27 protein-coding genes are annotated in these 25,548 nt (G+C 66.2%); 13 read left to right on the forward strand and 14 right to left on the reverse strand.

The features are described from left to right. Positions 1-114: 114 nt before the first annotated feature. The 4 genes from AB6730_RS01535 (at position 115) to AB6730_RS01550 (ending at position 5,516) form a co-directional block, all read left to right on the forward strand. Positions 115-777, forward strand: a complete 663-nt coding sequence (locus AB6730_RS01535; protein ID WP_371021903.1) for a TetR/AcrR family transcriptional regulator — start codon at positions 115-117, stop codon at positions 775-777. Between the two features lie 34 nt (positions 778-811). Further along, positions 812-3,181, forward strand: coding sequence for a 3-hydroxyacyl-CoA dehydrogenase/enoyl-CoA hydratase family protein (locus AB6730_RS01540; RefSeq protein WP_371021904.1), 2,370 nt, complete (start codon positions 812-814; stop codon positions 3,179-3,181). Positions 3,182-3,232: 51 nt separating this feature from the next. Beyond that, positions 3,233-4,441 (forward strand): acetyl-CoA C-acyltransferase, encoded by a 1,209-nt coding sequence (locus tag AB6730_RS01545; RefSeq protein ID WP_371021905.1) that lies wholly within the window; start codon positions 3,233-3,235, stop codon positions 4,439-4,441. Positions 4,442-4,586: 145 nt separating this feature from the next. Continuing rightward, positions 4,587-5,516, forward strand: coding sequence for an MBL fold metallo-hydrolase (locus AB6730_RS01550; RefSeq protein WP_371021906.1), 930 nt, complete (start codon positions 4,587-4,589; stop codon positions 5,514-5,516). A 104-nt stretch (positions 5,517-5,620) separates the two neighbouring features. Here the strand turns inward: AB6730_RS01550 and AB6730_RS01555 are convergent, their stop codons facing one another. Together AB6730_RS01555 and AB6730_RS01560 are read right to left on the reverse strand one after the other, a co-directional pair. Then, positions 5,621-5,956, reverse strand: a complete 336-nt coding sequence (locus AB6730_RS01555) for a tRNA-binding protein (protein ID WP_371021907.1) — start codon at positions 5,954-5,956, stop codon at positions 5,621-5,623. Position 5,957: 1 nt separating this feature from the next. Further along, complete coding sequence (locus AB6730_RS01560; protein ID WP_371021908.1) at positions 5,958-7,157, reverse strand: NAD(P)/FAD-dependent oxidoreductase; 1,200 nt, start codon at positions 7,155-7,157, stop codon at positions 5,958-5,960. Between the two features lie 233 nt (positions 7,158-7,390). On the opposite strand from AB6730_RS01560, the gene AB6730_RS01565 reads away from it, so the two are divergent. Beyond that, positions 7,391-7,915 carry a 3-hydroxyanthranilate 3,4-dioxygenase gene (locus AB6730_RS01565; protein ID WP_371021909.1) on the forward strand — a complete coding sequence of 175 codons (525 nt, stop codon included), beginning with the start codon at positions 7,391-7,393 and terminating at the stop codon, positions 7,913-7,915. Between the two features lie 145 nt (positions 7,916-8,060). Here the strand turns inward: AB6730_RS01565 and AB6730_RS01570 are convergent, their stop codons facing one another. Next, the gene (locus AB6730_RS01570) at positions 8,061-8,633 is read right to left on the reverse strand and encodes an NUDIX hydrolase (RefSeq protein ID WP_371021910.1); all 573 of its coding nucleotides are present in this window, start codon (positions 8,631-8,633) and stop codon (positions 8,061-8,063) included. Positions 8,634-8,788: 155 nt separating this feature from the next. Between AB6730_RS01570 and AB6730_RS01575 the strand changes: the two genes are divergently transcribed. The 3 genes from AB6730_RS01575 to AB6730_RS01585 all read left to right on the forward strand — a co-directional run bounded on the left by AB6730_RS01575 (position 8,789) and on the right by AB6730_RS01585 (position 12,983). Beyond that, on the forward strand, positions 8,789-9,751 hold the full coding sequence (locus tag AB6730_RS01575; protein WP_371021911.1) for a transporter: 963 nt from the start codon (positions 8,789-8,791) through the stop codon (positions 9,749-9,751). A 216-nt stretch (positions 9,752-9,967) separates the two neighbouring features. Beyond that, a complete protein-coding gene (locus AB6730_RS01580; protein WP_371021912.1) occupies positions 9,968-11,455 on the forward strand; it encodes an amino acid permease in 1,488 nt (495 codons plus the stop codon). 88 nt (positions 11,456-11,543) lie between these two features. Then, positions 11,544-12,983 (forward strand): amino acid permease, encoded by a 1,440-nt coding sequence (locus AB6730_RS01585; protein WP_371021913.1) that lies wholly within the window; start codon positions 11,544-11,546, stop codon positions 12,981-12,983. A 305-nt stretch (positions 12,984-13,288) separates the two neighbouring features. Here the strand turns inward: AB6730_RS01585 and AB6730_RS01590 are convergent, their stop codons facing one another. Next, positions 13,289-13,621, reverse strand: a complete 333-nt coding sequence (locus AB6730_RS01590; RefSeq protein ID WP_371021914.1) for a high-potential iron-sulfur protein — start codon at positions 13,619-13,621, stop codon at positions 13,289-13,291. Between the two features lie 158 nt (positions 13,622-13,779). Between AB6730_RS01590 and AB6730_RS01595 the strand changes: the two genes are divergently transcribed. The 4 genes from AB6730_RS01595 to AB6730_RS01610 are packed head-to-tail and all read left to right on the forward strand — an operon-like array spanning position 13,780 to position 16,789. After that, a complete protein-coding gene (locus tag AB6730_RS01595) occupies positions 13,780-14,424 on the forward strand; it encodes a methylthioribulose 1-phosphate dehydratase (protein WP_371021915.1) in 645 nt (214 codons plus the stop codon). Continuing rightward, a complete protein-coding gene (locus tag AB6730_RS01600) occupies positions 14,421-14,990 on the forward strand; it encodes an acireductone dioxygenase (protein ID WP_371021916.1) in 570 nt (189 codons plus the stop codon). Before AB6730_RS01595 ends, AB6730_RS01600 begins: the two co-directional genes overlap by 4 nt. A gap of 55 nt (positions 14,991-15,045) precedes the next feature. Next, positions 15,046-15,729 carry an acireductone synthase gene (gene mtnC, locus AB6730_RS01605; protein WP_371021917.1) on the forward strand — a complete coding sequence of 228 codons (684 nt, stop codon included), beginning with the start codon at positions 15,046-15,048 and terminating at the stop codon, positions 15,727-15,729. After that, on the forward strand, positions 15,713-16,789 hold the full coding sequence (locus AB6730_RS01610; protein WP_371021918.1) for a C13 family peptidase: 1,077 nt from the start codon (positions 15,713-15,715) through the stop codon (positions 16,787-16,789). The genes mtnC and AB6730_RS01610 overlap by 17 nt, the downstream gene beginning before the upstream one ends. Positions 16,790-16,941: 152 nt before the next feature. On the opposite strand, the gene AB6730_RS01615 is transcribed toward AB6730_RS01610, so the two are convergent. Genes AB6730_RS01615 through AB6730_RS01625 form a run of 3 tightly spaced genes read right to left on the reverse strand, consistent with a single transcriptional unit; the run spans position 16,942 to position 19,916 of the window. Then, positions 16,942-17,745 (reverse strand): amidohydrolase, encoded by an 804-nt coding sequence (locus AB6730_RS01615; RefSeq protein WP_371021919.1) that lies wholly within the window; start codon positions 17,743-17,745, stop codon positions 16,942-16,944. Then, entirely contained in the window at positions 17,733-18,878 is a 1,146-nt protein-coding gene (locus tag AB6730_RS01620; protein ID WP_371021920.1) for a pyridoxal phosphate-dependent aminotransferase, read from the reverse strand. The genes AB6730_RS01615 and AB6730_RS01620 overlap by 13 nt, the downstream gene beginning before the upstream one ends. A 9-nt stretch (positions 18,879-18,887) precedes the next feature. Then, positions 18,888-19,916, reverse strand: coding sequence for a LysR substrate-binding domain-containing protein (locus AB6730_RS01625; protein WP_371021921.1), 1,029 nt, complete (start codon positions 19,914-19,916; stop codon positions 18,888-18,890). Between the two features lie 125 nt (positions 19,917-20,041). Here AB6730_RS01625 and AB6730_RS01630 point away from each other — a divergent pair, with 125 nt between their 5' ends. Then, on the forward strand, positions 20,042-20,626 hold the full coding sequence (locus AB6730_RS01630; protein WP_371021922.1) for an FMN-dependent NADH-azoreductase: 585 nt from the start codon (positions 20,042-20,044) through the stop codon (positions 20,624-20,626). A gap of 34 nt (positions 20,627-20,660) precedes the next feature. Here the strand turns inward: AB6730_RS01630 and AB6730_RS01635 are convergent, their stop codons facing one another. The 7 genes from AB6730_RS01635 to AB6730_RS01665 all read right to left on the reverse strand — a co-directional run bounded on the left by AB6730_RS01635 (position 20,661) and on the right by AB6730_RS01665 (position 25,479). After that, positions 20,661-20,816 (reverse strand): hypothetical protein, encoded by a 156-nt coding sequence (locus AB6730_RS01635; RefSeq protein WP_371021923.1) that lies wholly within the window; start codon positions 20,814-20,816, stop codon positions 20,661-20,663. A gap of 17 nt (positions 20,817-20,833) precedes the next feature. Beyond that, positions 20,834-20,992: a hypothetical protein gene (locus AB6730_RS01640; RefSeq protein ID WP_371021924.1), complete on the reverse strand. Its 159-nt coding sequence runs from the start codon at positions 20,990-20,992 to the stop codon at positions 20,834-20,836. A 47-nt stretch (positions 20,993-21,039) separates the two neighbouring features. Continuing rightward, positions 21,040-21,942 (reverse strand): ribonuclease H-like domain-containing protein, encoded by a 903-nt coding sequence (locus AB6730_RS01645; protein ID WP_371021925.1) that lies wholly within the window; start codon positions 21,940-21,942, stop codon positions 21,040-21,042. Then, positions 21,939-24,356, reverse strand: coding sequence for a DEAD/DEAH box helicase (locus AB6730_RS01650; protein ID WP_371021926.1), 2,418 nt, complete (start codon positions 24,354-24,356; stop codon positions 21,939-21,941). The genes AB6730_RS01645 and AB6730_RS01650 overlap by 4 nt, the downstream gene beginning before the upstream one ends. Positions 24,357-24,429: 73 nt before the next feature. Continuing rightward, positions 24,430-24,666 (reverse strand): hypothetical protein, encoded by a 237-nt coding sequence (locus AB6730_RS01655; RefSeq protein WP_371021927.1) that lies wholly within the window; start codon positions 24,664-24,666, stop codon positions 24,430-24,432. A gap of 103 nt (positions 24,667-24,769) precedes the next feature. Next, positions 24,770-25,009: a hypothetical protein gene (locus AB6730_RS01660; protein ID WP_371021928.1), complete on the reverse strand. Its 240-nt coding sequence runs from the start codon at positions 25,007-25,009 to the stop codon at positions 24,770-24,772. A gap of 65 nt (positions 25,010-25,074) precedes the next feature. Beyond that, entirely contained in the window at positions 25,075-25,479 is a 405-nt protein-coding gene (locus AB6730_RS01665) for a hypothetical protein (RefSeq protein ID WP_371021929.1), read from the reverse strand. Between the last annotated feature and the right edge of the window lie 69 nt (positions 25,480-25,548).

Consider the following 25,548-nt stretch of genomic DNA (forward strand, 5'->3'; position numbering starts at 1 on the left):
TCAATCGCAAGTCATTTGCAGGCATGTGCGGTCGCAGATTGACCCACGCGGCCGGGCGGGCGTACTCTCAAACGATCGTTTGATTCAAACCACCCGCCTGCGGAGTCCGCCGACATGACGAGCGCACCCTACGCCTCCCGCGAACGCAGCACGAAAGAGCGGATTCTCGGTGCCGCCGAGGCCCTCTTCGCCACCCATGGCTTCGCCGGAGCCTCGTTGCGCCAGGTCACGGCCGCGGCCCGGGTCAACCTGGCGGCGGTGAACTACCACTTCGGCTCCAAGGACAAGCTGATCGAGGAGGTGTTCCGGCGCCGCCTGGACGAACTCAACAGCCGCCGCCTGGCGGCCCTGGGCAAGGTGGCCGGCAAGGAGGACACCCGCCTGGAGGACGTCCTCGACGCCTATATCCGGCCCGCGCTCGACCTCTCCCGCGTCGATGGCGGCGGGGCGGCCTTCGTCCGCGTCCTGGCCCGGGCCTATGCCGAACACAACGAGACCCTGCGCCGCTTCCTCTCGGAAAACTATGGCCACGTGTTGCGCCAGTTCGCCGGGGAGTTCGGCCGCCTGCTTCCCGGCCTGGCCAAGGAAGAGATCTATTGGCGCCTGGACATCGTCACCGGCGCCCTCACTTACGCCATGGCCGACTTCGGCATCATCCAGCGCAAGAGCGACGTCGCCGAGCGCGACCATCGCGAAACCGCCGCCGAACACCTGATCCGCTTCGCCGCCGCCGGCCTGCGCAACCCATCCGTTTCGAATTCCCCGGCCAACCGCTGACCGGGGAACGATTCTTGAGCTATCGGAGATCACCATGACCGCAACACCGTTACGCATTCGCAAGGCCGCGGTTCTCGGCGCCGGCGTCATGGGTGCGCAGATTGCCGCGCACCTGACGAACGCCAACGTCGAGACCGTGCTGTTCGACCTGCCCGCGAAGGAAGGTCCGAAGAGCGGCATCGCCATCAAGGCGATCGCCAACCTGGCGAAGCTCTCGCCGGCGCCGCTGGCCGACAAGAACCTGGCGGCGGCGATCATTCCGGCCAACTACGAGGAAGACCTCGCCCTGCTGGCCGACGTCGACCTCGTGATCGAGGCCATCGCCGAGCGGATGGACTGGAAGCTCGACCTCTACACGAAGATCGCCCCCCACGTATCGAAGACGGCGGTCCTGGCCAGCAACACCTCGGGCCTGTCCATCAACGGCCTCGCCGAGGCGTTGCCTGAGGAAATGCGCCACCGCTTCACGGGCGTGCACTTCTTCAATCCGCCGCGCTACATGCACCTGGTCGAGCTGATCCCGACCCGCCTCACCGAAAAGGGCGTGCTCGAAGGCCTGGAAGCCTTCCTGACGACCACGCTCGGCAAGGGCGTGGTCTACGCCAAGGACACCCCCAACTTCATCGGCAACCGCATCGGCGTGTTCTCGATGCTGTCCACCATGCACCACACGGAGAAGTCCGGCCTGGGCTTCGATACCGTCGACGCCCTGACCGGCCCGGGCATCGGCCGCCCCAAGAGCGCCACCTTCCGCACCGCGGACGTCGTCGGCCTGGACACCCTGGCGCACGTGGTCAAGACCATGAGCGACACCTTGCCGGACGATCCGTGGCACCGGTATTTCCAGCCTCCGGCGTGGCTCAAGGCGCTGATCGAGAAGGGCGCGCTCGGTCAGAAGACCGGTGCGGGCGTCTATCGCAAGGCAGGCAAGGACATCCAGGTGCTCGACCTGCAAAAGCAGGATTACCGTGTATCCGAACAGAAGGCCTCCGACGAGGTCGCCGCCATCCTCGCCATCAAGGACCCTGCGGAGAAGTTCGCGAAGCTGCGCGCCTCGTCCGATCCGCAGGCGCAGTTCCTGTGGGCGGTCTTCCGCGACCTGTTCCACTACACCGCCTACCACCTTGCCGACATCGCGGATACCGCGCGTGACGTCGATTTCGCCATCCGCTGGGGTTACGGCTGGAAGCTGGGCCCGTTCGAGATCTGGCAGTCCGCCGGCTGGCAGCAGATCGCCGGTTGGATCGCCGAGGACATCGCCGCGGGCAAGACGATGAGCAGCGCTCCCCTGCCGGCCTGGGTCACCGACGGCCGCAGCGGCGTACACGGCAAGGCCGGCTCCTACTCGGCCAGCGCCAACGCCGAGAAGCCGCGTTCGAGCCATCCGGTCTACGCGCGCCAAACCTTCCCCGATCCGATCCTCGGCGAGAAGTTCGACCAGGGCACCACCGTCTGGGAGAACGACGGCGTGCGCCTGTGGCATATGGGCGACGACATCGGCGTGATCTCGTTCAAGACCAAGATGCACACGGTCAACGACCAGGTGCTCGACGGTATCCAGCATGCGATCGGCCTCGCCGAACAGCAATTCCGTGGCGTGGTGCTCTGGCAGCCGTCCGAGCCGTTCTCGGCCGGCGCGGACCTCAAGGGTGCGCTCGGCCTGCTGCAGGCGGGCAAGCTCGCCCAGTTCGAGGCGATGGTGGCGAACTTCCAGGCCACCAGCATGCGCATCAAGTATTCGCTGGTGCCCGTGGTGGCGGCCGTGCGCGGCCTCGCCCTCGGCGGTGGTTGCGAATTCCAGATGCATTCGGCGCGCACCGTCGCGGCGCTGGAAAGCTACATCGGCCTGGTCGAGGCCGGCGTGGGCCTGCTGCCCGCCGGCGGCGGCCTGAAGGAACTGGCCGTGCGCGCAGCGCAGGAAAACCCGGACGATCCGTTCGAGTCACTGAAGAAGGTGTTCGAGACGGTGGCCATGGCGAAGGTCTCCGCCAGCGCGCTGGAAGCCAAGTCGCTGGGCTTGCTGCGCAAGGACGACATCGTCGTCTTCAACAACTACGAACTGCTCCACGTGGCCAAGGCACAGGCCCGGGCGATGGCCGAATCGGGCTACCGTCCGCCGCTGCCCGCCCGCGCCATCCCTGCCGCGGGCGACGTTTCCACCGCCACGTTCAAGTCCTCGCTGGCGAACCTGGCCGAAGGCTATTTCGCCTCCGCCCACGATATCGAGATCGCCAGCCGGATCGCCGACACGCTGTCGGGCGGAAAGATCGAACGCGGCTCGCCGGTCGATGAAGCGTGGCTGCTCGCCCTGGAACGCCGCCACTTCGTGGAGCTGGCGCAGACCGAGAAGACCCAGGCCCGTATCGCGCACACGATGACGACGGGGAAGCCGCTGCGTAACTGACGCGCCACGCGCTCTTACGCATCCGACCTCCTCACTTAAAGGAACCACCCCATGAGCAAGCAAGTGCAAGACGCCTACATCGTCGCCGCCACCCGCACCCCGGTAGGCAAGGCGCCGCGCGGCGTGTTCCGCAACACCCGTCCCGACGACCTGCTGGCGCACGTCATCCGCGCCGTGATCGAGCAGGCGCCGGGCATCGATCCCGCCCTGATCGCCGATGCCGTCATCGGTTGCGCGATGCCGGAGGCCGAGCAAGGCATGAACGTGGCGCGTATCGGCGTGCTGCTGGCCGGCCTGCCCGAACAGGTGCCGGGCGTCACCATCAACCGTTTCTGTTCGTCCGGCGTCCAGGCCATCGCCATGGCCGCGGACCGCATTCGCCTCGGTGAGGCGGACCTCATGCTGGCCGGCGGCACCGAGTCGATGAGCATGGTGCCGATGATGGGCCACAAGATCGCGATGAACCCCGCGATCTTCGAGAACGACGAGAACCGCGCCATCGCCTTCGGCATGGGCATCACGGCCGAGAAGGTCGCCGAGCGCTGGAAGGTCAGCCGCGAGGACCAGGACCGCTTCGCCCTGCAATCGCACGAACGCGCGTTCGCGGCGATCGCCGCGGGCGAGTTCAAGGACGAGATCACGCCGTTCCAGCTCGACGATCGCTACCCGGACCTGAAGAACCACAGCGTCCGCGAGGATCGCCGGATCATCGACACCGACGAAGGCCCGCGCAAGGACACCTCGCTGGAGGTGCTCGGCAAGCTGCGCCCGGTCTTCCGCAACGGCCAGTTCGGCGGTTCGGTCACCGCGGGCAATTCCTCGCAGATGTCCGACGGCGCTGGCGCCCTGCTGATCGCCAGCGAGAAGGCGATCAAGGACTATGGCCTGACCCCGCTCGCACGTTTCGTGGGCTTCTCGGTCGCGGGCGTGGCACCGGAGATCATGGGCATCGGGCCGAAGGAAGCGATCCCGAAGGCGTTGAAGCAGACCGGCATCACCCAAGACCAGCTCGACTGGATCGAACTGAACGAGGCCTTCGCGGCCCAGGCCCTGGCGGTGATCCGCGACCTCGGCCTCGACCCGGCCAAGGTGAATCCGCTCGGCGGCGCCATCGCGCTGGGCCATCCGCTGGGCGCCACCGGTGCCATCCGCGCCGCCACGCTGATCCACGGCCTGCGCCGCCGCAAGCAGAAGTACGGCATGGTCACCATGTGCATCGGCACCGGCATGGGCGCGGCGGGGATCTTCGAAGCGCTCTGACCGGGCGCTCCAACCCTTGTGGGAGCCGATTCATCGGCGATCCCGCGGCAGCGGGCCAGTCCGGGTCAAGGCCTGTTCGCCGCTGAGGCGGCTCCCACACACAACCCAAACACAAGGGCCCCGCCCCTGCATTAGTCTTGGCCACATGCACGGCATCCACACCATCGACACCGGCTTTGGCCGGCCATCGTTCGACGCCTCCTACCTCGTGGTGGAGCGCGGCCGGGGCGCCTTCATCGACAGCGGCACCACGCACTCGCTGCCGCGGTTCCTCGACGCCATCGCGGCCGCCGACCTGGAGCCACGCGACATCGACTGGGTGATCCTCACCCACGTCCATCTCGACCACGCCGGCGGCGCCGGCGAACTCATGCGGCACCTGCCCAACGCCATGCTCGCCGTGCATCCTCGCGGCGCACGGCACATGATCGATCCCTCGGTCCTCATCGCAGGCGCCAACGCCGTCTACGGCGAAGACGCCGTCCGCCGTGACTACGGCCAGATCGTTCCCGTGGACAAGGATCGCGTGATCGAGGCGGACGACGGTTTCGTCGTCGACCTGGCCGGCCGCGCCCTGCTCTGCCTGGACACCCCCGGGCACGCCCGCCACCACATCGCCATCCACGACGAACGCGCGAATGCGTTCTTCACCGGCGACATCTTCGGCCTTTCCTATCGCGAACTGGATTCGCCCGGCGGTGCCTTCATCATCCCCACCAGTTCGCCGGTGCAGTTCGAGCCCGACGCTGCGCACGCGTCGATCGAACGCATGCTGCGCTACGAACCGGAAGCGATGTACCTCACCCATTTCGATCGCGTCACCGAGGTGACGCGGCTCGCCAACGACCTGCACGAGCAGATCGAAGCCATGGTGGCGATCGCCCGGCGGCATGCCTCGGCCGACGACCGCGAGCAGCGTATCGCCACGGACTTCGCCGATCTCTACGTCGACCGTGCGCACCGCCAGGGCGTGACGTTACCTCGGGACGCCATCGTGAAACTCCTTCAGATCGACATCCGCCTGAACGCCCAGGGGATCGTCGTCTGGCTGGATCGGGAAAGCGCAACGCGATAGCCGGGCCGAGGCGAAACAGGGCTTCCCTCACCGACTGAGAGATGAAGCCCCCTCACCTTGGTGAGGAGCCGGCTCCCACCAGGATCATGCAAATCCGGCGACCCTCAGGCCATTCGCGTCCCGTTCGGTACCGTGCGCTCGATGGTGGTGATCACCACGCCCTCGTCCGTGGGGAATCCTGTCAACAGGAATTGCGAACGGAACGGCCCGATCTGCTTCTCGGGGAAGTTGATCACGCCGACGATCTGCTTCCCGACCAGTTCCTCCGGCTGGTAGATCGCCGCCACCTGGGCGCTGGTCTTCTTCTCGCCGTGAGGCCCGAAATCCACCCATATCTTGTACGCGGGCCGGCGTGCTTCCGGAAAGGCCTCGGCGCGCACGATCGTGCCCGCCACCAGCATCACCTTCTCGAAATCGGCCCAGCTGATTTCCTCGCTCATCTCATCCTTCCAGTCGTGACTTGAACCAGTCGCGCAGCTCATGTTTCCAGTACGTACCCTGTGCGGCAAGGTATCCGAACGGCCGGTGCACCGGTTCCAGCCCGAAGCCGGCATAGGCATCGAGCGTCGATCCGCCCGACGCGATCGCGTCGGCCAGCGCCTCGCCCGCGGCACAGGTCGGTGCGAGTCCGTGTCCACCGAAGGCCTGGGCATACCAAAGCCCGTTGCCGTGCGTGCCTACCTGCGGCATCTCGTGACGAGCGTAACTCATCAAACCCGACCAGGCCTGCTCCACGCGTACGTCTTTCAACGACGGGAAGACCCGCGCCATGTCGCGCTTCAACAAACGCTGCACGGCGCGCGGCGAGCGATCCCGTATCGAGATGCGTCCACCCCACAGCAGGCGGGTGTCCGCCAGCGGCCGGTAGTAGTCGAAGGCGAAGCGCGTGTCGTAGATGGCCGATCGCGTGCGCAAGCACTCGGCCAGACGCTCGCCCAGCGGCTCGGTCACCATCACGTAGGTGGCGATGGGCAGCACCGCGCGATCGATGCGGCGGTCCAGTCCGGCCAGGTAGCCGCCACACGCCAGGACGACGTTCGGCGCCTCGATCTCCGCGTCGCCCACGCGCAAGATCCAGCGGGGTCCACGCCGCTCCAGCATGCGCACCTTCGAACCCTCGTGAATCGCCACACCGGCTTTTTCCGCCGCGCGCGCCAACCCTCGCGCATAGGCGAGCGGGTCGATGTGCAGCGCGTTCCGCTCGTAAAGCCCGTCGTGATAGCGCGTGCTGCGGACGAACTCATGCATGGCATCGGCCGGTATCCACTGCCAATCCGCGTCGTAGCGTTCCGCCAGCAGGCGCTGCCTCGAGCGCAAGACCTCGCCATCACGGAACCAGTTCGCCCAGACGACGCCGGCATCCACCGCTTCGCAATCGATCGACAAGGCGGCGATGCGTTCGCGGATGAGATCGACCGCATCCACCGTGCGCCGGTAGAGTGCCCTGGCGCGTTCGGCTCCGGTCTTCTCCAGCAAGGCCTGCTCGCCCAATGAATAACCGGCGAAGACGAAGCCGCCATTGCGTCCCGATGCCCCGTAGCCGACCGACTGTGCTTCGAGCAACACGATGTCGCGGACCCCACGCGCGGCCAATCCCACGGCCGTATTGAGCCCGGCGAAACCTCCACCCACGATCACCACGGACGCTTCCCGCCGACCTTGCGGTGGCGGACGAAGCGCAGGTGTCGCGACTCGGTCGTGGTACCACGACGACATGCTGTATCGATGCGTTCGGGAGGGATTGCTGTTGTACGACACGGCGAGGCAACGCGAAAGGGCCGGACATCCTGTGGAAGTCACCTGACCTGTGGGAGCCGCTTCAGCGGCTCCCACGGCGGAGTATGATCTCCCCGACTCCACACCCGTGCCATGCGATGAGCCTCCTGCCCCCGATCGACCTCCAGCGCTGGATCGACGACAACCGCGCCCTGCTCAAGCCGCCGGTCGGCAACAAGTGCATCGTCGATGGCGATTTCATCATCATGATCGTGGGCGGCCCCAACGCGCGCACGGATTATCACTACGATGAAGGTCCGGAGTTCTTCTACCAACTCGAGGGCGAGATGGTGTTGAAGGTCCAGGACGACGGCCATGCGCGCGACATCCCGATCCGTGCGGGCGAAGTGTTCTACCTGCCACCGAAGGTGCCGCACTCGCCGCAGCGCATGCCCGATTCGATCGGGCTGGTGATCGAGCGGCGGCGGCTGCAGGGAGAAAAAGACGGCCTGATGTGGTTTTGCCAGAACTGCAACCATAAGCTGTTCGAACAGTACTTCCCGCTCGGTAGCATCGAGACCGACTTCCCGCCGGTGTTCGAGAGGTTCTACCGCTCCATCGAAGCCCGCACCTGCACCCGATGCGGCACGGTGCATCCGGCACCGGCGAAGTACGCCGACTGATCGCTCTGGCGGGAGCCGAGGCTGTGGTGGGAGCCGCTTCAGCGGCGATGGGTGCTTGCCGTAACCCGGCCCGCTGCCGCGGGATCGCCGACAAGTCGGCTCCCACAAGATTCCGTAACATTCACTCCCACCAGAGCAGGGTGGCTCACACCAGGTGCGGTAGCACTCCTGTCGTACGCCACGACAACCACTTGCCCGCCATGCGGCGCAGGGAATCGTCGGACGATGGATCGGCCGCGATATCGGAAACGGGGCGCCAGGCCAGCGCCAGGGATTCCTCGTTCACCGTGAACGCTTCATCGCCGCGCGCCCGCACCACGTAACGCACGTCGTAATGCCAGTGCGCGGGCTCGTCGCCGCGAGCCGGAATGAGATGACGGTCCAGATCGAAGATGCCACGCAGCACCTCGAGGTCGCGTAGTCCCGACTCCTCTTCCGCCTCGCGCAAGGCCACGGCGGCGAGATCGGCCTCGCCATCCGCGTGCCCACCCAATTGCAGCCAGCGTCCCAGCTTGCGATGGAGCATGAGCAATACCCGCTCCCCATCGGCGCTCACCAGCCATGCGGACCCGGTGAAATGCCCTGCGCGCGTCTCCCTATGGAACGGTCGCGGCTGCTCGCGCAGCCAGTCGATGAAATGCGAGGTGCCGGCTTCGTCCGGCCAGCGGGCCGCGTAGCGAAGGAAGGCCTCTTGCATGGCCGGGTGCGTGATGTCCATCGGGGAATACCTGGAAGGGGCACGGCATTTTCGCACGCCATTTTGGGAGTTGTCCGATGTCGCCCAGGCCAAGAGCCTGCCTACGATGTCTCCAGGGCGCACGACGCGCCTGGCCCAACCCCGCAGCGCAGCTGCATAACGCAAGGAAGGCACGCATGTCGCAAAAAAGGACGATCGCCCTCAGCATGGCCCTGGCCTGCACCGCCCCCATGGCCGCATCGGCCACCGATGCCCATCGCGAGGCGAACTTCACCGGCCCGCTGGTGACACCCGCCGTCAACTCGATGCCGGCAGGCATGTTCAACATCGAGCCCTACCTCATCCATACCAATACGCGCGGCAGCTACGACAACGCCGGCGGACGCAAGGAACGCAAGCCCACGGTTCGCCAGTGGCAGGTGGCGATGCCCCTCACGTACGCGCTCACCGACACGCAATTCGTCCAGTTGACGCTCAACGCCTCGCGCACCTCCGGCGACGGGCTGCACAGCGACGGCATGCGGATGGGCGATTCGGCCATCCGCTTCCAGCAACGCCTGCGCGGTCCCGATGCCGATGGTGGCGGGCTCGTCCTCGCGTTGGCGCTCCAGCAACGCCTGCCCACGGGCAAATACCATCACCTGGATACGAACCCGCTCAATGGCACGGGTAACGGCGCCATGCGTACCACCCTCGCTTTCGGCGCCCAGCAATTGCACTGGCTGGACGATGGCCACGCGCTGCGCTGGCGGACCCAGCTGGCCTGGAGCCCATCTCCCGGTCGCATCCGCGTCCGCGACGGCAGCGTCTACGGCACGCAGTCGGGTTTTCGTGGCCAGGCGCGCCTGGGCCAGGCCTGGAACGCCTCGGTCGCGGCCGAATACGTGCTCGATCCGCGCTGGGTACTGGTTGGCGAAGCCATCTGGAACCGCGCCAGCGCCGTCACCCTCCACGGCACAGGCGATGGTTCCCAGCTGGCTCGCCGGCTCGCCCCGAGCCAGGAGTTCAGCCTGGCCCCGGCCGTCGAATACCACTTCAGTCCCAACCTCGGTCTCATCGCGGGCGTCCAGTTCACCGTGGCCGGACGCAACACCGCCGACTACGTGGCGCCGCAGGTGGCGCTGAACATGGTCTTCTGACCACCGCGCGACGCACATGCACAACCGCCGCAAGTCATGGTCGACACCCACGCCTCATGCATGCAATGCCTTGGCAGGCCTCGCAATGCAGCTTGTACGGCCGATGCCCGCTGGGCTATGGTGCCGTGCCAGCGCTTCAGGGCAGCGGCGTGTCCACCGTAACTCACGCGGCGGTCCCAATAATAAAAGGCTACATTCCGGCAGTAGGGGAGACACATGTTGAAACACCTGTTCGCGACGCACGCCATCGAGGCCGCGCCGCACGTAGACGCTGGTGAACACATTGAAACCGGCGCGCACGGAGGCGAGCTCAAGCGGGTCCTTACCGCGAAGCACCTCATCCTCCTCGGCGTCGGTGCCGTCATCGGTGCGGGTATCTTCGTCATCACCGGCCAGGCCGCCGCCTTGCACGCCGGTCCCGCGCTGGTCATCAGCTTCCTCATCGCCGGTTTCGCATGCGCCCTCGCCGGCCTGTGCTATGCCGAATTCGCGGCGATGCTGCCGGTTTCGGGCAGCGCCTACTCCTACTCCTACGCCACGCTCGGCGAATACGTCGCCTGGTTCGTCGGCTGGAACCTGGTCCTCGAATACCTGTTCGCCGCGGCGACTGTCGCCGCCGGCTGGTCGGGCTACTTCAACGAATTGCTGGGCCTCATCGGCCAGATGACCGGCAGCAACCTCGCCCTGCCCGCCACGCTCGCCTCGGCGCCCTTCCAGTTCGTCGAGGGTCACATCCAGGCGACCGGCACGCTGATCAACCTGCCGGCCGTGGTCATCATCGCGGCCCTCTCGGGCCTGTGCTACGTCGGTATCACCCAGTCGGCCTTCGTCAACTCGATCATCGTCACGATCAAGGTCACCGTGATCCTGCTGTTCCTGGCCTTCGCGATCCAGGTGATCAACCCGGCCAACTGGCATCCGTTCATTCCGGAAGCCGAAGGTCCGGGCACGTACGGCTGGGGCGGCATCTTCCGCGCCGCGACCATCGTGTTCTTCTCCTATGTCGGCTTCGATGCGGTCTCCACCGCCGCGGGCGAAGCGAAGAACCCGCAACGCGACATGCCGATCGGCATCCTCGGTTCGCTGGCCATCTGCACGGTGCTGTACATCGCCGTGGCGCTGGTGCTCACGGGCATCGCCCCGTTCCGCATGCTCAACACGCCGGAGCCGGTCGCCACCGCGCTGGGACTGTATCCGCACCTGTCCTGGCTGAAGGCGATCGTCGTGCTCGGCGCGATCACCGGCCTGTCCTCGGTCATCCTGGTGATGCTGATGGGCCTGCCGCGCATCTTCTTCTCGATGGCGAAGGACGGCCTGCTTCCCGACACCATGGCCAAGGTGCACCCGAAGTTCCGCACCCCCTACATCGGCACGATCATCGTCGGCGTCGCCGCGGCCGCCATGGCCGGCCTGTTCCCGGTCAGCGTGCTGGGCGAACTGGTCTCGATGGGCACCCTGCTCGCCTTCGCCACCGTCTGCATCGGCGTGCTGATCCTGCGCTACACCCGTCCGGACCTGGAACGCAGCTTCCGCGTCCCGTTCGTGTGGCCGATCTGCATCATCGGCGCCCTCGCCTGCGTCTACCTCTTCTGGCAGGCTTTCGAGGAGCACTGGCGCCTGATGATCGGCTGGATCGTCATCGGCCAGCTGATCTACTTCGGCTACGGCTACGCGCACAGCAAGCTTCGCAAGTCGCTCGGCTGATCGAAGTCACAGGGGAAAGGCCGGCGGGTGTCCGCCGGCCTTTCCGTTCACGGCATCCTTTCCACGCTTCCCCACTTCCAGGCTGTCCATGCTCCAGCAGTTACTCGCCAAGAAAGCGCCCCAGGCCGAACCCGACGACGCGCACGGCCCCGCCCTACGCCGCACCCTCGGTCCGTGGGGCCTCACGGCGCTGGGCATCGGTGCGGTCATCGGTGGCGGAATCTTCGTCATCACGGGCGTGGCCGCGGCGGAACACGCCGGCCCGGCCATCATCCTGTCCTTCATCCTCGCCGCGATCTGCAGCACCTTCACGGCGCTGTGCTACGCGGAGTTCGCCTCGCTGATCCCGGTCTCGGGCAGCGCCTATTCCTACGCCTACGCCACGCTCGGCGAGGGCGCGGCCTGGTTCATCGGCTGGAACCTGATCCTTGAGTACGGTGTCTCCGCCTCCGCCGTGGCGGTGAGCTGGACCGGCTACTTCGTCAGCCTGCTCGACCATGTGGGCATCCACATACCGCCCGCGCTGACCAACGCGCCGGTGGACTGGGTCGACGGCCACGTCGTGCTCACCGGCGCCTTGTTCAATATGCCCGCCGTCGGCATCACGCTCGCGCTCACCTGGGTCTGCTACGTGGGCATCAGGGAATCCGCGGGCATCAACATGGCGATGGTGCTGCTGAAGACGGCGCTCATCATCGTCGTCATCATCGTCGGCGCCAGCCACATCGATACCGCGAACTGGCACCCGTTCATCCCCGCCAACCAGGGTGGCGACAAGTACGGCTGGTCCGGCATCCTGCGCGGTGCGTCGATGGTCTTCTTCGCCTATATCGGTTTCGAAGCCACCTCCACCGCGGCGCAGGAATCGAAGAATCCGCAGCGCGACATGCCCATCGGCACGCTCGCCTCGCTGGGCATCTGCACCGTGCTCTACATCGCCATGGCGGCCGTGCTCACCGGCCTCGTGCCGTTCGACCAGCTCGGTACGTCGGAGCCGGTCGTCACCGCGATCCGCCAGCATCCCGAACTGGGCTGGCTACGCGGCATCGTGGAAGTCGGCGCGTTGATCGGCCTTTCGTCGGTGGTGCTGGTGATGATCATCGCCCAGCCACGCATCTTCATGATCATGGGACGCGACGGCCTGATGCCGAAGGTCTTCACCACCATCCATCCGAAGTACCGCACGCCGCACATCAACACCGTGATCACCGGCCTCGGCATCGCGTTGCTCGCCGCCGTGTTTCCGCTGAACGTGCTCGGCGACCTCACTTCGATGGGCACCTTGGTAGCGTTCTCGGCCGTGTGTGCCGGCGTGATGATCCTGCGCAAGACCGCTCCCGACCTGCCGCGCAGCTTCCGCGTGCCGTGGGCACCGGTGACGTGCGTGCTCGGCATCCTCAGTTGCATCGGCCTCTTGTGGTCGATGGGCATTCGCAACTGGGTGTTGATGGGCATCTGGACCGTGCTCGGCATCCTCATGTACATGGTCTACGGCTACCGTAACAGTCGGCTCAAGCGGCCGCGCTGAGGCCTCGCGCGCGACATCGACCGAAACCTCGGCCTCGGTTCAGGTATTTACCACAAGTATTTGTTCTAAAAACACTTACTGGAAAAGTTCGCTCGTCATTCAACTGCCATTGGCCGGTCGCCACCCGAGGGGAGTATGATCCCGAGTCCGCGGGTATATCACTTGGCAGTGGGCCCCGGATTGCCGCCCAGCGCGTCAGGCGGGTCAGCTCCTCGGCCTGGCGCGCTTGGGCAGCATTTTTGTGAAAGGCATGAAAAAGGCCAGCCCGAGGGCTGGCCTTTGTCGTTCCCGGGGACGGGCCTGGGTCAGATCATCACGGCGTGGGACACGCACCAGCCCTTGGCGGCCACGGCCTTGCCCGGGAAGAGCTGGCAGGGGCCCCAGGCGGCTCCCGCCTTGCCCTGGTAGAAGTTGCAGTTGAAGCAGGCGTCCTTGGGGTCCTTCTTGCCGCCAGCCTTGCTGGCGTCCTCGGTGTACTTCAGGGCCGAGGCGGTCGGGTCCGACGGGGAAAGATGCGGAAGATCCTGGGCCTGGACCAGTCCCGGCAGGGTGCCGAGGATGGTCGCGGCGGCGACGCCGCCCGCGGCGGCCTTGAGGAAACGCCGGCGCCCCTCATTGTTCTGATCGTGTTGCGACATAGGTGAACCTCCGTCGATGGTGGACCTCGGGCCTGGGCCTCCGGTGCTGGCGGTGATCCTACCGTCTTCGGCCAAAAGCGAGTGGTTCGCATTAATCGTGCGAGGCCACGGAAAGCCCCCATGGTATGATCGAGCCCTGTTTGGACGTCCAAATCCCCATGCCGAAGATCCTCCCCACCGTCGACCCCAACGTGCTCGCCGAGCGCGCCGATGCCATCGCGGACGCCGCCCGTGAACTGGCCGCGTTCGGCTGGACCCCGGCGACAAGCAGCAATTTCTCGATGCGGATCGACGAGGATCTCGCCGCCATCACGATCTCCGGCCGTGACAAGGGCCGCCTCGGGCGCGAGGACATCATGGTCGTCGACATGGAGGGCAAGGCCGTCGGCTCCGACCACCGCCCCTCCGCCGAGACCGGCCTGCATACGCAGGTCTATCGCCGCTTCCCCGCCGCCAACGTGGTACTTCACACGCATTCGCGCACGCAGAGCGTGGCCTCGCGGCTCTTCGCCTCGCAAGGGCGCGTGCACCTCGAGGGCTGGGAGCTGCAGAAAGCCATTTCCGGCTACACCACGCATGAAAGCGTGCTCGACATCCCCGTCTTCCCCAACACCCAGCACATGCCCGAGCTCGAGGCTCGGGTGGATGCCTGGATCGACGCAGGCAAGCCGCTGTACGCCTACCTGATCGACGGGCATGGCATCTACACCTGGGGCCGCGACATGGCGGAGACCCGTCGCCACCTTGAGGCCCTGGAATTCCTGCTGGGCTGCGAACTCGACCTGAGGAGGCTTTCCCCATGAGCCGTCTGCGCATCTACGACGACAACAAGAACGACGCCCCCATCGCCGTTCACGAGGACCACGCCGGCATCGCCAGCGCGCTGAACGCGGTAGGCGTCCGCTTCGAGCGGTGGGAAGCCAGCCAGGCGATCGCCCCCGGCGCCAGCCAGGAAGAGGTCATCGCGGCGTACCGCGCCGACATCGATCGCCTGATGGCCGAGAACGGCTATCGCTCGGTGGACGTGATCAGCCTCAAGCCCGACCATCCGGACCGTGCGGCGTTCCGCCAGAAGTTCCTGAACGAGCACACGCACAGCGAGGACGAAGTGCGCTTCTTCGTCGCCGGCGCCGGTCAGTTCACCCTGCACATCGACGGCAAGGTGTACGAAGTGCTCTGCGAAAAGGGCGACCTCATCGGCGTGCCCGACGGCACCCCGCACTGGTTCGACATGAGCGAATCGCCCTACTTCGTGGCGATCCGCCTGTTCACCAATACCGAGGGCTGGGTCGCCAATTTCACCGGCACGGACATCGCCGAGCGCTTTCCGCGCATGACGCCGCATACCTCGGCCACCACCGTATCGTAAGCACGTCCCGTCGTTTATCCTGCGGATCTTCCCCCGATCCGCAGGTTGCTCCCGCATGTCCGATATCCGCGCCGTCCTCACCGACATCGAAGGAACCACCAGTTCGATCGACTTCGTCAAGGACGTGCTCTTTCCCTATGCCCGCAAGCACCTGCCGGCCTATGTCGAGACGCATACGGACGAGGCCGAGGTGCAGCACTGGCTGCATGAAGCCGCGAAGGAAGCGGGCATCATGGAGGCGACACGCGGCGAGATCATCGACCTCCTGATCCGCTGGATCGACGAGGACCGCAAATCCACCGCACTGAAGGCCTTGCAAGGCATGATCTGGCGCGAGGGCTACGAGTCCGGCGTCTATGTCTCGCACATGTACCCGGAAGTGGCCGATCGACTGCGTGCATGGCATGCGCAGGGCTTGAAGCTCTACGTGTATTCCTCGGGGTCGGTGCCCGCGCAGAAGCTCCTGTTCGGATTCACCGGCGATGGCGACCTGACACCGCTGTTCTCCGGTTATTTCGATACCCAGACCGGGCACAAGCGCGAGGTGGAATCATATCGACGGATTGCGGACGCGATCGGCTTGCCGCCCGCGCAAGTCCTGTTCCTGTCCGATATCCGCGAGGAACTCGACGCGGCCCGCGAAGCCGGCATGCGTACCATCCAGCTGGTCCGCCCTCCCCTGTCCTTGAGCGACAGCGGCCATCCCGCCGTGACCGATTTCAATGCGATCACTCCTTGATCCGCGCCGGCGGACGGCGATCTACGCCCTGGTCTCGTTCGCCACGGGCGTCCTGCTGACCGTAGGCCTGCTGCGTTACAGGCCGGAGCCGGTCACGGCCGGGCCGGAGCCCGCCGCCGCGGCGGCGGCATCCTCGCCCGGACCCGCGGTCGCGCCGGCCAACGCATCGTCGGCCGCAGCCCCGGCAGCGGATTCGCCCCCCTCGACATCGGCTTCCGACGGAGGCGATGCCGAACTGGACGCGAGCGCCTGGCCGGACACCGCGCCGACCCCGGAACAGGTCTTCTCGGCCCAGCCGGATGCCGTGCGCAAGGCTATCGACAAGCTCGCACCCCGCATGAAGGGCAAGCCCAATGTCTACGCCATCGCCTTCGGCGGCGATGGCTCCGAGGACGTGTTCCGCAACGAAGTGGAATACGTCGACGTGCTGATGTCGAGCCGTCTGGGCAGCCCGGGACACACGCTGGTCCTCGAAAACAACCCGGCAAGCCTTTCCACGCGACCCCTCGCGAGTTGGACGAATCTGGAGGCGGCGCTCGACGGGCTGGCGAAGATGATGGACCCCCGCGAGGACATCTTGCTGCTCTATGTAGCCACGCACGGCGGCAACGACCATTCGTTGCTGGTCGACATGGACCCGATTCCCCTCGACCAGCTCGACCCCGAGGGCCTGGCCGAGATTCTTGGCAAGCATGCGTTCCGCTGGAAGGTCGTGGTGGTGAATGCCTGCTATTCCGGCGGCTTCGTGCCCAAGCTGCGCGGCACGGGCACCCTGGTGCTGACGTCGGCGCGCAGCGATCGCACCTCGTTCGGCTGCGGCGCGGATTCGGACATCACCTATTTCGGTCGTGCCTGGCTGGCCGATGGACTGAACGCCACGCCCGATTTCATCGAGGCGTTCGGCAAGGCCAGGACGGAGATCGCCGCGTGGGAAGCGAAGGAATCACTGGAAGCGTCGGAACCGCAGATCGACGTGGGCACGGGTATCGAGGACAAGCTGGCGGCGTGGCGCAAGACGGCGAAGATCGGTCCGGCCGTGCCGTTCAAGGCTGCGAGGTAGGGAACCTATCGCCGCTGAAGCGGCTCCCACATTCGGGTTCCATCGGGAGCCATCGCCGACAAGGTCGGCTCCCACCCACAGGCGTCGCCGCTGAAGCGGCTCCCACAATGTCGGAGCGGGCTTGGTGGGAGCCGCTTCAGCGGCGATGCTCTTCAGACCGAGGTATCCAGCGAGAACCGGTCGGCATCCATCCAGGCCGGGAAGCGCTCGCGGTGCGCCATCAGCGGCGCGGGGTTCAGCACCACCGTGATCACCTGCTCCTGCGCGCCCAACTCCACCAGCGGCTCGCCTACCGGATCGATCACCGCGCTGTCGCCCGCGTACGGCAGGTCGTTGCCATCGACACCGACGCGATTCACGCCGATCACGTAGCACAGGTTTTCGATCGCCCGCGCGCGCAGCAAGGTGCGCCAGGGCTGCCGGCGCGGCGCCGGCCAATTGGCCACGAACAACGCCAGGTCGTAATCCATCCCGCCCGCCGATGCTTCACGGCGGCCGTTGCGCAGCCACACCGGGAATCGCAGGTCGTAGCAGACCTGCGGCAGGATCCGCCAGCCCTTCAACTCGACGATCAGCCGTTCGTTGCCACCGCCGTAGCGTGTGTGCTCACCGGCCATGCGGAAAAGATGGCGCTTGTCGTAGTACGCGAGTGAACCGTCCGGCGAGGCCCATATCAGCCTGTTGTAGACGGTATCGCCGTCACGGATCACCAGGCTACCGGTGATCGTGGCGTTCACTTCGCCGGCGAGGGCGCACATCCAGGCGACGCTGGGACCATCCATCGACTCGGCGTTCCCCAACGTGTCGTTGGTGAACCCCGACAGGAAGGTCTCCGGCAGTACGATGAGGTCGCTGGGGGCGGCACCGCGCACCAGCGCGCCGTAGTAGTCGCGATTGCCGGGGGCGTCGTGCCAGCGCGTCGCGCCCTGGACGAGGGAGACGGTCAGAGTTTGCACAGGAGCTCCGCGGCGGCTTCCATGGTGGCATCGTTCTTGGCGAAGCACAGGCGGACCAGCCGCGTGTCCGGCGCGCTCTCGTAGAACGGGCTGAGCGGAATGGCGGCGACTCCGCCCTCGCGCACCAGCCATTCGCTGAAATTGATGTCGTCGACGTCACGGATGGCGCTGTAGTCGACGAGCTGGAAATACCCGCCGGGCACGTCGAGCAAGATCAACCGCGATGGCTTGAGCAAATCGCGGAAACGGTCGCGCTTGGCCTGGTAGAAAGCCGGCAGTTCGAGGTAATGCCCGGGCGTGGATTCGAGGAATTCCGCGAACGCCCATTGCGCCGGATTGAAGGTGCAGAACGTCAGGTACTGGTGCACCTTGCGGAACTCCGCCGTGAGCGCCTTCGGCGCGATGGCGTAGCCGACCTTCCAGCCGGTGCAGTGGTAGGTCTTGCCGAACGAGGAGACGACGATGCTGCGCGTGGCCAGTTCCTCGTGGCGCAGCACGCTCTGGTGTTCCTGCCCGTCGAAGACGATGTGTTCGTATACCTCGTCGGAAAGAACGACGATCGACGTGTCGCGGATGATATCGGCCAGTTCGTCGAGATCGGCGCGGGAGAGCACGGCGCCCGAAGGGTTATGCGGCGAGTTGATGAGGATCATCCGCGTCTTCGGGGTGACCGCGTCGCGCACGCGCTGCCAGTCGATCGCGAAGGCAGGCAAGGTCAGCGGCAGGTGCACGGCGGTGGCGCCCTGCAATTCGATGGCCGGCTCGTAGCTGTCGTAGCAGGGGTCGAAGACGATCACCTCGTCTCCCGCGCGGACCACCGCCGCGATGGCCGAGAACAGCGCCTCGGTGGCTCCCGAGGTCACCGTGACCTCGGTGTCCGGGCTCACCCGGTGGCCATAGAGGCGTTCGGTCTTGAGCGCGATCTGCTCACGCAGCTTCGCGATGCCCACGCCTGGCGCGTACTGGTTCTTGCCTTCGGCCATGGCCCGCGTGATGGCTTCGCGCAAGGGCTCCGGCGGCTCGAAGTCGGGAAAACCCTGGCCCAGGTTGACTGCCTTGTGTTCGACGGCCAGCTGGCTCATGACACTGAAGATCGTGGTACCGACCTTGGGAAGCTTGGTTTCCAGCTGCATCGAACGCCCTTACTCGTTTGGACGGCCAAACGCCGTCGGATGGGCCGATCCTACCATGCGCGCCATGCGGATCGCTCCGGCCTGCTCCGGGTTCGCGGCGGCTTTCTCGCAATCCTTGTGGAACTCGGCCTGGGCCCGCGGCAGGCGCTCGGCCAGGAAGTCCACGAAACTGCGGATGGCAGGCAACAGCCCACGGCGACTCGGGTACACGAAATGCAGCGTGCCCTGTGCGGTGGTGTACTCCGGCAGCACCCATTCGAGGTCGCCATTGGCCAGCAGCGGACCGCAAAAATCCTCGGGCAGCAGCGCCACGCCGCAACATTGCACGGCGGCGGCGATCAGCACCGAAAAATCGCCACTCACCAGGCGTGGCTTCACCTCCACCGCCGCCTTCTTCCCGTTCGCGTCGACCAGCTCCCAGACCTGGGCTCCCTCGTGCTCGTACATGGACAACGCCGGAAGCAAGGCCAGTTCGTCCAGCGTCTTCGGCCGCCCGTTCGAATCGAGGAACTTGGGACTCGCCACCAGCAGGCTTCGCGCATAGCCGATGCTGCGCAACACCAGGGTCGCGTCGGTATCCAGCTTCTCGCGGACACGAATGGCGACGTCGTATCCCTCGCCGATGACGTCCACGCGGCGGTTGGTGGCGGTCAGGCGCACCTGCACCTTCGGATGTTCGAGCATGAAGGCCGGCAACATGGGGCCCACCACGTTCTGCGCGAGCGAGATGGGACAGCTGACCCTGACCACGCCACGCGGTTCCGTGCGCAATTCGTCCACGGCGTCCTGTGCCGCGCGCGCTTCCTCGAGCACGGCCCGGCAGTGCTGGTAGAACCGCTCGCCGATCTCGGTGACCACGAAACGCCGCGTGGTGCGCTGGAGCAAACGAACGCCGAGCCGGTCTTCCAGTTGGGCGATCCGCTTGCTGAGGCGGGACTTGGGGATGCCCAGGGCGCGCCCGGCCGCCGAAAAGCCGCCGTGTTCCACCACCGAGGCGAAAAAGTACAGATCGTTGAGGTCCTGCAGCGCGCCTTCCATCGGAGGCTCCCGTCGTTTCGCCTAAGAAACAATCAGTCTACTCCAAGCCGACTAATCAGGGGATTGTCTGCGGCGTATCGTCCTTCGCATACCGCTCAGGGCGGTCAATCACTGAGGATTCGTCCATGAAACTCCTGCATATCGATGCCAGCGCACTGGGTGCCCATTCCGTGTCGCGCGGCCTGACGGCCGCCGTCGTGGCCGAATTCGTCCGCAACCACCCCGGTATCGAGGTCACCTACCGCGACCTGCATGCCACCCCGCTCGCCCCCTGGGCGCTGCCGGCAGGCGAGAACGACCCGAATGTCGCCGAAGCGGAAAAGGTGATGGATGAGTTCCTGGCAGCCGACGTCGTGGTCATCGGGGCGCCGATGTACAACTTCGGCATCAGCAGCACGCTCAAGGCCTGGATCGACCGGATCGCCGTCGCCGGCAAGACCTTCCGCTACACCTCGGCCGGGCCTGAAGGGCTGGCGGGTGGGAAGCGGCTGATCGTGGCTTCGTCGCGTGGCGGCATCTATACCGCGGGCAGCCCGGCCGCGGCCATGGACTTCCAGGAGCCGTACCTGCGCGCCGTCTTCGGCTTCCTCGGCGTCACCGACATCGAGTTCGTTCGCGCCGAGGGCGTCGCGATGGGCGACGACCACAAGAACCAGGCCATCGGCGGCGCCGTGGCCGGCATCGGCAGCCTTCTGCGCAAGGCGGCCTGACGCGCGGAGGGCCGCGCCTGACGCGGCCCTCCGTTCAGGACGACGGGGAATTCTGTTTTCCCGGCTTGTCCTTGGGCATGTTCTGGTGTTCCTGCGGATGCCCCTCGCCGGGGACCTTGGGTTTGCCGTGCGAGGGCTTCGGGTTGTCTTCCCGATAGCCGGGCGTCTGCTGTTTGCCGTCGTTGGTCATCTGGATACCTCTTCCACTCAAGGCCGTTGCTGGCATGCGGCATGGCCGCACTCGCACGCGCCGCCCACGTTCTGGCTCTCGGCGGCCATGCGGCAACTTTCGCTGCAATAGTCCCTCGATACCGGCACCTGGCAGTTGCAGCCCACGTGATCACAGGGTTTGCTGGCTTCGTTCATGCGTCGACTCCTCAACGTTGCCTCGACGAGCCTGCGCGGAGCGGCGTCTATTTTTCGTAACCGGGCGGCGAAACGGCAGCCTCGTCCGTGGCGGCCCAGCCATGCGCTTCCACGAGCAGCCCGCTCAGGCTGCGGACGTCCTGGAGGTTGTGTTCCGCCACGCGGACCAGGTTGGCCGACGAACCTCCACGCAGGTAGGTGAGCCAGGCGCGCGGCGCCTCCGAGCCGGGCAGGTCATCCTCACGCACGATGCGCAACAACTTACGCTCGGCGGTCTGCATCTTGCAGTTCTCCCACGCCTGCCGGTAGCGACGGCGCATGGGATGCAGCAGGTCGACGTGCGCGCGGCCAAGCAATGGGTTCGGCAATCGTGCGAGCCGGTAACGCGTGGCCAGCAAGGGTGCGTCGTACGACTTTCCGTTGTAGCTGACCAGGACCGTTTCCGGTTCGATCCAGCGGGCGAATTCCCGCAGCATGGCGGCCTCGGCCGCCATCGTCGTGATGTACAACTGGCGGACGCGCAACGCGCCGTCGTGCCAGTCCGCGGCGCCGATCATGAAGGCGCGCGTGCCGGTGCCGCCGGCCAGGCCCGTGGTTTCGGTGTCGAAGTGCAGGAACTGCTCGCGGCGGGCCGTGGTCAGCTTCGCGAACGAGAGGTCGAGTTCGGCGGGAGGCTCCGCCCAGGCGAAACGTTGTTCGATGTAGCGCAGGCCTGGTGCGAGTTCGTCGCCAGGTACGTCCCGGGTGTGGGGACGAAGTGGCGTTCGTGGTTGAGCGAGACGATCGCGGACGCCGGCCATGCGGCGGAGGGCGGCAAGGTCGGGGGTGCGGGTGGCGGGAGGGGTGGGGGTGTCGCGAGCACCCATCGCCGACAAGGTCGGCGATTCCTGCGGAGCGGCGATGCCAGCCTGCCGGCGCAGGAGGGCCAGCCTCGAGGCCAGGTCGCTCATGCACCCGCACCCAACAACCGCAGCACACGCGACGCCAATGCCCGCGGCGTTTCCTCGCGCCCCTCGTCCGCGGCCAGCACGGGCCCCACGCATGCGGGACAACCGGCCTTGCAATCACAACCTTCGACCGTCGCCAGGGCGTGCCGCAACAGTTCCGGCGCACGGCGGAACAGGGGTTCGCTGAGCCCGACGCCTCCAGGGAAGTTGTCGTACAGGTAAACGGTCGGCAGGAAACGCTCCAGCGTGTCCGGCAAGGCGAGACCGCCGTCAGGCGCGCGAATCTGCCCTCGCCCGGTGCTATCCACCTGCGCGGACCACACGCCGTCGCCGGAGCCGACCGCCTTCTGCAAGTCGCGCGGCTCGGCCATCACCGCGACGACGGCCGCCGTGTGCAAGGCATATGCCGCGCCGAGGAATCCATCGAGGGCGTGCTGCCGCGAACGAAACGCCTCGTCGAGCACCGTCTGCGGCAACTGCCACCACACGGCGGTGGAATGGAGTTCCTGGTCCGGCAGGTTGACCGGCCCATAGCCGATGTTCTCGTGCGTGTAGTAACGAATCTTCTTGTACCCGGACACCCGGCGCACGACATGGACCTCGCCGTGACGCGCACTGCCCTCACCCGACTTGCTGCCGTCGAAGCATTCCAGTTCCTTGAGCTTGGTGTAGTCGATGGCGTCGGTGTAGTAGTCGACGCGGGTGCGCGTGCAATAGGCCTTGCGCCCTTCCCAGTCGAGCTTCTCCACCTGGTAAGGCACCGACTGGATCATGTGGATCGCGCCCTCGTAAAGCGTCAGCGCCGCGGCCGAATAGTCCACTTCCGCGATGATCGCCTGCCTGCCTTCCGTGCGGTCCACCACCACGAAATTGCCGTCGGCGACCGATCGCAGGCTCACCGCGTTGGCCGGATAGCTGTCGGCGATCCATTCCCAGCGCTCGCCCTCGTGGTGCAGCACCTCGGATTCCGCCAGCACCTGCAGGTACGGCTCCGCGTCGTCCGGGCCGAACGCGTCACCGGTGACGAACGGGAGTTCGAATGCCGCGCAGCGGATGTGGTCGAGCAGGATCAACGGTTGGTCGGGCTGGATCCTCGCATGCTCGGGACTGGCCTCGGTAAGGAAGGCGGGGTGTCGCATCAGGTACTGGTCGAGGGGTGCGCTGGTGGCGACCAGCACGCCGAGCGATGGCTGCTGCCGGCGTCCCGCCCGGCCGAAACGCTGCCACGTGGCCGCGATCGATCCGGGGTAGCCGTTCAACACCACGGCATCGAGGCTGCCGATATCGACGCCCAACTCCAGCGCGGAGGTGGAAACGATGCCGTCCACGCTGCCCGCCCGCATCTCGCGCTCGACCTCGCGCCGCTCGGTCGGCAGGTAACCACCGCGATAGGCACGTATCCGCGCAGGCTTGCGCGTGTCGTGGTCGAACACGTCTTTCAGGTACTTGGTGAGCACCTCGACCATCAGCCGCGACTGGGCGAATACCAGGGTCTTCATCTTCGCCTTGATGGCGACGCGCGCGATGAGGCTGGTCTGCGAACGGGCCGAGGCGCGCAGGCCCAGGTCGGGATTGATCACCGGCGGATTCCACAACAGCACGTGCTTGTCGCCACTGGGCGCGCCGCTGCGGGCGATGGTGGCCACGTCATCCTCGATCAGCGCCTGGGCATGCTCCGTGGCGTTGCCGATCGTGGCCGAGCACAGGATGAATTGCGGGCGCACCCCGTAGAACGCGCAGATACGCTTGAGCCGGCGCAGCACGTTGGCCAGGTGCGAACCGAACACGCCGCGATAGGTGTGTATCTCGTCGATCACCACGTAGCGCAGGTTCTCGAAGAACTGCGCCCACTTGGTGTGATGGGGAAGGATGGCCTGGTGCAGCATGTCCGGATTGCTGACGACGACATCGCCATGCAGGCGGATGGCCTGGCGCGCGTCGCCGGGGGTATCGCCATCGAAGGTGAAGGCCTTCACGCCGAGGTCGCCGGCGCGATTGATGTCGAGCAACTCGGCGACCTGGTCTTGCGCCAGCGCCTTGGTGGGGAACAGGTAGAGCGCCTTGGCGCCCGCTTCCAGCACCGAGGCCAGCACCGGCATGGTGTAGCAAAGCGTCTTGCCCGAGGCCGTCGGCGTGGCGACCAGCACGTGCCTGCCCGCGCGCGCGGCGTCCCAGGCTTCCTGCTGGTGGCTGTAGAGACGGTCGATGCCGCGTGCGCCCAGGGCCTGCGCCAGGCCGGCCGGGAGATCGTCCGGCAGGGGCACGAAGCTACCTTCCCGGCCGAAGACCGTGAAGGCGGAACAGACCCGGTCGCCGTATTTGTCGGTGAGACGGTGCGCGAGCGTGCTGCCGTCGTGGTGGGTGGCGAGGACCGGATCGGCCTCGTCGGTGCGCAGGGCTTGCAGATAGGCGGCCATGGGAACTACCGGGCACGGGGGCGCCCGTTATCCCGTGTCACGGTCTCATAGGTTGCGACGCGTGAAGAACCGTCTAGGCGACCTCGTCGCCCGCGTCCGCACCGGCGAGCCTCCAAAGCCCGGATTCGTCCTCGACCTTGATCTCGGTGGGCTGGCCTTGCTGGGCCTGGATCGCCGCCGCCAACGCCAGGGCATGGCGCAACGCTTCCTCGCGGGTCGGAAATTGTCCTACCAGCTCGGCATTGCGGCGCAGGCTCCATTGCCCGCGGGACGACGCATTGAACGGTACGTAGAGAGTCGTGCGCTGCAAGTCGGTGGCTCCGCCGGGAAAGGCCCCCTCGGCCTTGGCCGGGACGAAACTAGGTGGCGATCCGTCGCGGTCGCGTTATGGCGGGGTCGCCGTCGCAGTCACGTCATCGCGAATAGGCCTGGCGCGCACCCACCAGCCAGTCGGCGTGCTTGATCCCCCGCTCCATCGCGGCGTCCACCGCGAGACGTTCTTCGGCGAACTCGTCCAGCAGCGTGATCATCACGAAGTCGCGCGGGCCGGCATGCGCGGCCGGCTCGACGATATAGGCCGCCTTCCAGCGGCCTGCCGCCGTCTTCAACGTACGGACTTCCACGGAATACCGGCCAACGATACGTCGATGCACGATACGACTCCCTTGGTCGGATGGCGGCGGCATGGCGAGGCCCGCCGCACTATTGAATAGCGAGCTCAGCCCTTCGGCGGCGCTTGCGTGCCCAGCCCCTCGCCGCTGGCCGGAATGGTGAATGTCTTCGCCTCGCCCTGGCCCACGCTCGCATCGGCTTCCGCCCGATCCGCCGAACAGGCGCCATGCGGAAGCACACTCAGTTTGCGCGCGCCCGAAGGAACGTGGAGGACGAGTTGCTGCCCGATTTCCATGTCGGCGACCGCCTTGTCATCGACATAGATCGCTGAAGAACAACCAGCACCCCAAAGGCCCTGCTCGCGGACGATGTTCAGCGTGGCGTCGCCGCCGCTGGGATCCTGGTAGCCGAACACCGTACTGGACGGAACGTCGTGGATGCCGACGTGGCGTTCGTTCTGCGTGGCGCAGCCGGCAAGCAGGACCAAGGCGGAAAGAGCGATGTAGCGCATCGGGACACACTCCATGAATGAGGAGGGCAGCATTCGTTCCGCAATGTGGAGGTTACGTGAAAACCCTTT

Source organism: Luteibacter sp. RCC_6_2, from assembly GCF_041360655.1.
Classification (GTDB): Bacteria; Pseudomonadota; Gammaproteobacteria; order Xanthomonadales; family Rhodanobacteraceae; genus Luteibacter.

Coding starts and splice junctions, on each gene's coding strand:
- AB6730_RS01535 (WP_371021903.1), top strand. CDS start 115: ATGACGAGCGCACCCTACGCCTCCCGCGAACGCAGCACGAAAGAGCGG.
- AB6730_RS01540 (WP_371021904.1), top strand. CDS start 812: ATGACCGCAACACCGTTACGCATTCGCAAGGCCGCGGTTCTCGGCGCC.
- AB6730_RS01545 (WP_371021905.1), top strand. CDS start 3,233: ATGAGCAAGCAAGTGCAAGACGCCTACATCGTCGCCGCCACCCGCACC.
- AB6730_RS01550 (WP_371021906.1), top strand. CDS start 4,587: ATGCACGGCATCCACACCATCGACACCGGCTTTGGCCGGCCATCGTTC.
- AB6730_RS01555 (WP_371021907.1), bottom strand. CDS start 5,956: ATGAGCGAGGAAATCAGCTGGGCCGATTTCGAGAAGGTGATGCTGGTG.
- AB6730_RS01565 (WP_371021909.1), top strand. CDS start 7,391: ATGAGCCTCCTGCCCCCGATCGACCTCCAGCGCTGGATCGACGACAAC.
- AB6730_RS01570 (WP_371021910.1), bottom strand. CDS start 8,633: ATGGACATCACGCACCCGGCCATGCAAGAGGCCTTCCTTCGCTACGCG.
- AB6730_RS01575 (WP_371021911.1), top strand. CDS start 8,789: ATGTCGCAAAAAAGGACGATCGCCCTCAGCATGGCCCTGGCCTGCACC.
- AB6730_RS01580 (WP_371021912.1), top strand. CDS start 9,968: ATGTTGAAACACCTGTTCGCGACGCACGCCATCGAGGCCGCGCCGCAC.
- AB6730_RS01585 (WP_371021913.1), top strand. CDS start 11,544: ATGCTCCAGCAGTTACTCGCCAAGAAAGCGCCCCAGGCCGAACCCGAC.
- AB6730_RS01590 (WP_371021914.1), bottom strand. CDS start 13,621: ATGTCGCAACACGATCAGAACAATGAGGGGCGCCGGCGTTTCCTCAAG.
- AB6730_RS01595 (WP_371021915.1), top strand. CDS start 13,780: ATGCCGAAGATCCTCCCCACCGTCGACCCCAACGTGCTCGCCGAGCGC.
- AB6730_RS01600 (WP_371021916.1), top strand. CDS start 14,421: ATGAGCCGTCTGCGCATCTACGACGACAACAAGAACGACGCCCCCATC.
- mtnC (WP_371021917.1), top strand. CDS start 15,046: ATGTCCGATATCCGCGCCGTCCTCACCGACATCGAAGGAACCACCAGT.
- AB6730_RS01610 (WP_371021918.1), top strand. CDS start 15,713: ATGCGATCACTCCTTGATCCGCGCCGGCGGACGGCGATCTACGCCCTG.
- AB6730_RS01620 (WP_371021920.1), bottom strand. CDS start 18,878: ATGCAGCTGGAAACCAAGCTTCCCAAGGTCGGTACCACGATCTTCAGT.
- AB6730_RS01625 (WP_371021921.1), bottom strand. CDS start 19,916: ATGGAAGGCGCGCTGCAGGACCTCAACGATCTGTACTTTTTCGCCTCG.
- AB6730_RS01630 (WP_371021922.1), top strand. CDS start 20,042: ATGAAACTCCTGCATATCGATGCCAGCGCACTGGGTGCCCATTCCGTG.
- AB6730_RS01635 (WP_371021923.1), bottom strand. CDS start 20,816: ATGACCAACGACGGCAAACAGCAGACGCCCGGCTATCGGGAAGACAAC.
- AB6730_RS01640 (WP_371021924.1), bottom strand. CDS start 20,992: ATGAACGAAGCCAGCAAACCCTGTGATCACGTGGGCTGCAACTGCCAG.
- AB6730_RS01645 (WP_371021925.1), bottom strand. CDS start 21,942: ATGAGCGACCTGGCCTCGAGGCTGGCCCTCCTGCGCCGGCAGGCTGGC.
- AB6730_RS01650 (WP_371021926.1), bottom strand. CDS start 24,356: ATGGCCGCCTATCTGCAAGCCCTGCGCACCGACGAGGCCGATCCGGTC.
- AB6730_RS01665 (WP_371021929.1), bottom strand. CDS start 25,479: ATGCGCTACATCGCTCTTTCCGCCTTGGTCCTGCTTGCCGGCTGCGCC.